Consider the following 3602-nt stretch of genomic DNA (forward strand, 5'->3'; position numbering starts at 1 on the left):
CTCGCCGTGCTGCACGGCTACGGGGGCGCACACGACGCCCACGGCAATGAGCTGGTCGTCACCGAGGTCGCCGTCGCCGACGAGATCGCGGCGGCAGCAGATCTGGTGAAGGGAAAGTTGACCGGCATTCCGGTGGCAGTCGTGCGCGGACTTGCGCTGCACGACGACGGTTCCAACGGCCGCACCCTCGTCAGGGCGGGCGAGGAGGATCTGTTCTGGCTCGGCACCGAAGAGGCCATTGCGCTGGGGCGACGACAAGCGCAGCTGCTGCGCCGCTCCATTCGGCACTTCAGCACCGACCCCGTCGACCCCGCCGTCGTCGAAGGGGCTGTCGCCGAAGCCCTTACCGCCCCAGCGCCGCATCACACCCGGCCGGTGCGATTCGTGTGGGTTCGCGATCATCGGGTGCGACTGCGCCTGCTCGACGGGATGAGGGAACGCTGGCGTGCCGACCTGTTGAGGGACGGCAGGACCGCGGATGCCGTCGACCGGCGGGTCAGTCGTGGCCAGATTCTTTATGACGCACCGGAGCTGGTGATTCCGGTGATGGTCCCCGACGGCGCGCACAGCTATCCCGACGCGGTGCGAACCGCAGCCGAGAACACGATGTTCACCGTCGCCGCCGGCGCCGCCGTACAGGCTCTGCTGGTGGCGTTGGCGGTCCGCGAGATCGGAAGCTGCTGGATCGGGTCGACGATCTTCGCCGCCGATCTGGTGCGGGAGGTGCTCGAGCTCGCTGCGGATTGGGAACCCCTCGGCGCCATCGCGATCGGCCACCCCACCGAGCAATCCGGGCCACGCGACCCGGTGCCGACCGAAGGTCTGCTGACGATCCGATGAGCCTCCATGAATCGGTCGTCGACGCGCTGAGCCATTGGCAGCCGACCGATCCGAGGCAGGATGCGTTGCGCTACGCAGTGCTCGCGTTCGTGCTCGCCAGGGCCGACGCGTGCGAACGGGCATGCGTTCCCGGCCACGTCACGGCGTCGGCGTTGGTACTCGACCACACCGGCACCCGCACGCTGCTGACCCTGCACCCGCGGCTCGGCCGCTGGGTTCAGCTCGGTGGTCATTGCGAGGAATCCGACGCCGACATCGTCTCCGCGGCCCTGCGGGAGGCCACCGAGGAGTCCGGTATCAGCGGGTTGACCATCGACGACGTGCCCGTAGCCCTGCACGTCCACGCGCTCACATGCTCGCTGGGCAAGCCGACGCGCCACCTCGATGTCCAGTTCGTCGCCCACGCCCCGCAGGACGCCCAGATCGCCATCAGCGACGAGTCGCTGGACCTGCGCTGGTGGCCGTTGAACGACTTGCCACCGGGGGCCGACTTCGGGCTGCGGCAGTTGGCGCGGGCCGCTCAGACGTCCGTCGAGTAGCGGATTCCGCCGTCGGGAATGTGCACTCCGGGCCAGACCCGAGCACCACGGAGCAGTTCGCACCGCGCCCCGATGTCGGCACCGTCGCCGATGACGCCGTCGCGGATCAGGGCGCGCGGACCGATGCGGGCACCGAAACCGATGATCGAGCGTTCGATGACGGACCCGGCCTCGATGCGCGCACCGTCGAAGATGACTGCGCCGTCGAGTCGCGCGCCCGGCCCGATCTCGGCACCGCGGCCGACTACCGTGCCACCGAAGAGCAGCGCGCCAGGCGCGACCGATGCGCCATCGTGGACCAGCGACTCGCCCCGGTGACCCTTGAGGGCCGGCGACGAAACGATTCCGCGCACTAGATCGGCGGAGCCACGGACGAAGTCCTCCGGGGTGCCCATGTCCCGCCAGTAACTGGCGTCCACGTAGCCGCACACCTTGAGCCCGTCTTCCAGCAGCGTGGGAAACACCTCGCGCTCGACCGACACCGCCCGATCCTGCGGGATCCGATCGATGACCTCACGCCGGAACACGTAGGAGCCGGCGTTGACCTGATCCGTCGGCGGATCCTGGACCTTCTCGAGGAACGCGGTCACCCGACCATCGGGATCGGTTGGCACACAACCGAATGCACGCGGGTCACCGACCCGCACCAAATGCAGTGTCAGGTCGGCATCGCGGTCGTCGTGACTGGCCAGCAGGGCACCGAGGTCGGCGCCAGACAGCACATCGCCGTTGAAGACCATCACGGTGTCGTGGCGGAGCTTCGACGCCACGTTCGCGATGCCGCCCCCCGTGCCGCGCGGCTCGTCCTCGACGACGTAATCGATCTGCAAACCGAGCTTCGACCCGTCGCCGAACTCGGCCTCGAACACCTCGGCCTTGTACGACGTGCCCAGCACGACGTGCTGGATTCCCGCCGCGGCGATCCTGGACAGCATGTGCGTCAGAAATGGCAGCCCCGCGGTCGGCAGCATCGGCTTGGGTGCGGACAGGGTGAGCGGACGGAGGCGGGTGCCCTGCCCTCCGACGAGGATGACGGCGTCGACTTCTGCCGGATTGACCACTAATGGCGTCCTTTCGCGATCTTCCGCCTCGAGTTGGCGACCACCAGTCCCGCGCGAACGGCGAGAGCCGACCTGATGGTCCACCGGAGCGGAGCCTGCCACCAGTGGGAATGTCGGTCGGCGAGGAAAGTGTAGGTGCTGGTGTGGTGGGCAGCCAAGTTGCGGGCCGGGTCGCGCCCCGTCGAGTGCCCCTTGTCGTGGAGCACTTCCGCCGACGGCACGTAGACGTTCTGCCAACCCGCTCCGGTGAGACGATCCCCGAGGTCAACGTCCTCCATGTACATGAAGTTCCGCTCGTCGAACCCCTTGATCTCGTCGAACGCCTGCCTGCGAAGCAGAAAGCACGACCCCGACAGCCAGCCGACGGGACGTTCGCTGGGCGCTAATTTCTCCTGGCGATAGGCCGCCGTCCAAGGATTCGACTTCCAGACCGGACCGACGACAGCGTGCATGCCACCGCGGACGAGGCTCGGCTGGTGGCGGGCGGACGGGTAGACCGACCCGTCGGGATCGCGGATGAGCGGTCCGAGCGAACCGGCGCGCGGCCATCGCTCGGCAGCCTCGAGGAGCACATCGATGCTTCCCGGTCCCCAAACTACGTCGGGATTGGCGACGACGAAGAATTCCGGATCGCCGGCGGCGGTGGTCCCGTCGTCGGTGAAGAGGTATCTCTGCGCCGCTCGGTTGACCGCCGACCCGTAACCCAGGTTGGCGCCGGTGGGCAGCAGCCGAGCATTCGGGTAGCGCTCGAGCGCTTCCTCGGGGACGCCGTCGGTGGAGCCGTTGTCGGCCATCACGACCGTCACCGATCGCTCCGTGGCGTGACTCAATGAGGCGAGGAACCGGTCGAGGTGGGGGCCCGGTGAGTAGGTCACCGTCACCACGATCAGGTCCGGGGTCACGGCGTAGAGGGTAGTGGGCCGGCCGAAGTGTCCGGAAAGAGTGCAGCGGCGAGCGCGTCCCGCCACGGACGCAACGGGGTCAGCCCGGCAGCCGCGGACGATTCGGACGCCAGCGCCGAGTACGGCGGCCGTGGCGCGGGGCGGGAGCGACGATCCGTGTTGACGGGCTGAACCCTTTCCGGGTCGGCGCCGACCAGCTCGAAAACCGCGCGGGCCGGCTCGAAACGGCTGGCCTGCCCCTGGTTTGCGGCGTGCAGGAC

Annotated in this window: 5 protein-coding genes; 2 read left to right on the top strand and 3 right to left on the bottom strand. The window is 68.6% G+C overall.

Annotation, left to right across the window (positions count from 1 at the left end; genetic code table 11):
• Positions 1-840, top strand: an 840-nt coding sequence (locus QOD90_RS04930; RefSeq protein ID WP_526347253.1) for a coenzyme F420-0:L-glutamate ligase, incomplete at its 5' end; no start/stop codon positions are given.
• Positions 837-1379, top strand: coding sequence for an NUDIX hydrolase (locus QOD90_RS04935; RefSeq protein WP_526347255.1), 543 nt, complete (start codon positions 837-839; stop codon positions 1377-1379). The genes QOD90_RS04930 and QOD90_RS04935, both read left to right, overlap by 4 nt.
• Here QOD90_RS04935 and manB read toward each other — a convergent pair.
• The 3 genes from manB to QOD90_RS04950 all read right to left on the bottom strand — a co-directional run.
• Positions 1361-2440, bottom strand: coding sequence for a mannose-1-phosphate guanylyltransferase ManB (manB, locus tag QOD90_RS04940; protein ID WP_526347257.1), 1080 nt, complete (start codon positions 2438-2440; stop codon positions 1361-1363). The two genes, QOD90_RS04935 and manB, sit on opposite strands and share 19 nt — an antisense overlap.
• Positions 2440-3342 carry a glycosyltransferase family 2 protein gene (locus QOD90_RS04945; protein WP_526347259.1) on the bottom strand — a complete coding sequence of 301 codons (903 nt, stop codon included), beginning with the start codon at positions 3340-3342 and terminating at the stop codon, positions 2440-2442. Before QOD90_RS04945 ends, manB begins: the two co-directional genes overlap by 1 nt.
• Positions 3339-3602 (bottom strand): sugar nucleotide-binding protein (locus tag QOD90_RS04950; protein WP_526347261.1); only part of this gene is annotated, 264 nt, incomplete at its 5' end. The genes QOD90_RS04950 and QOD90_RS04945, both read right to left, overlap by 4 nt.

The sequence above is a fragment of the Mycobacterium sp. genome, from assembly GCF_032161845.1.
Lineage (GTDB): Bacteria > Actinomycetota > Actinomycetes > Mycobacteriales > Mycobacteriaceae > Mycobacterium.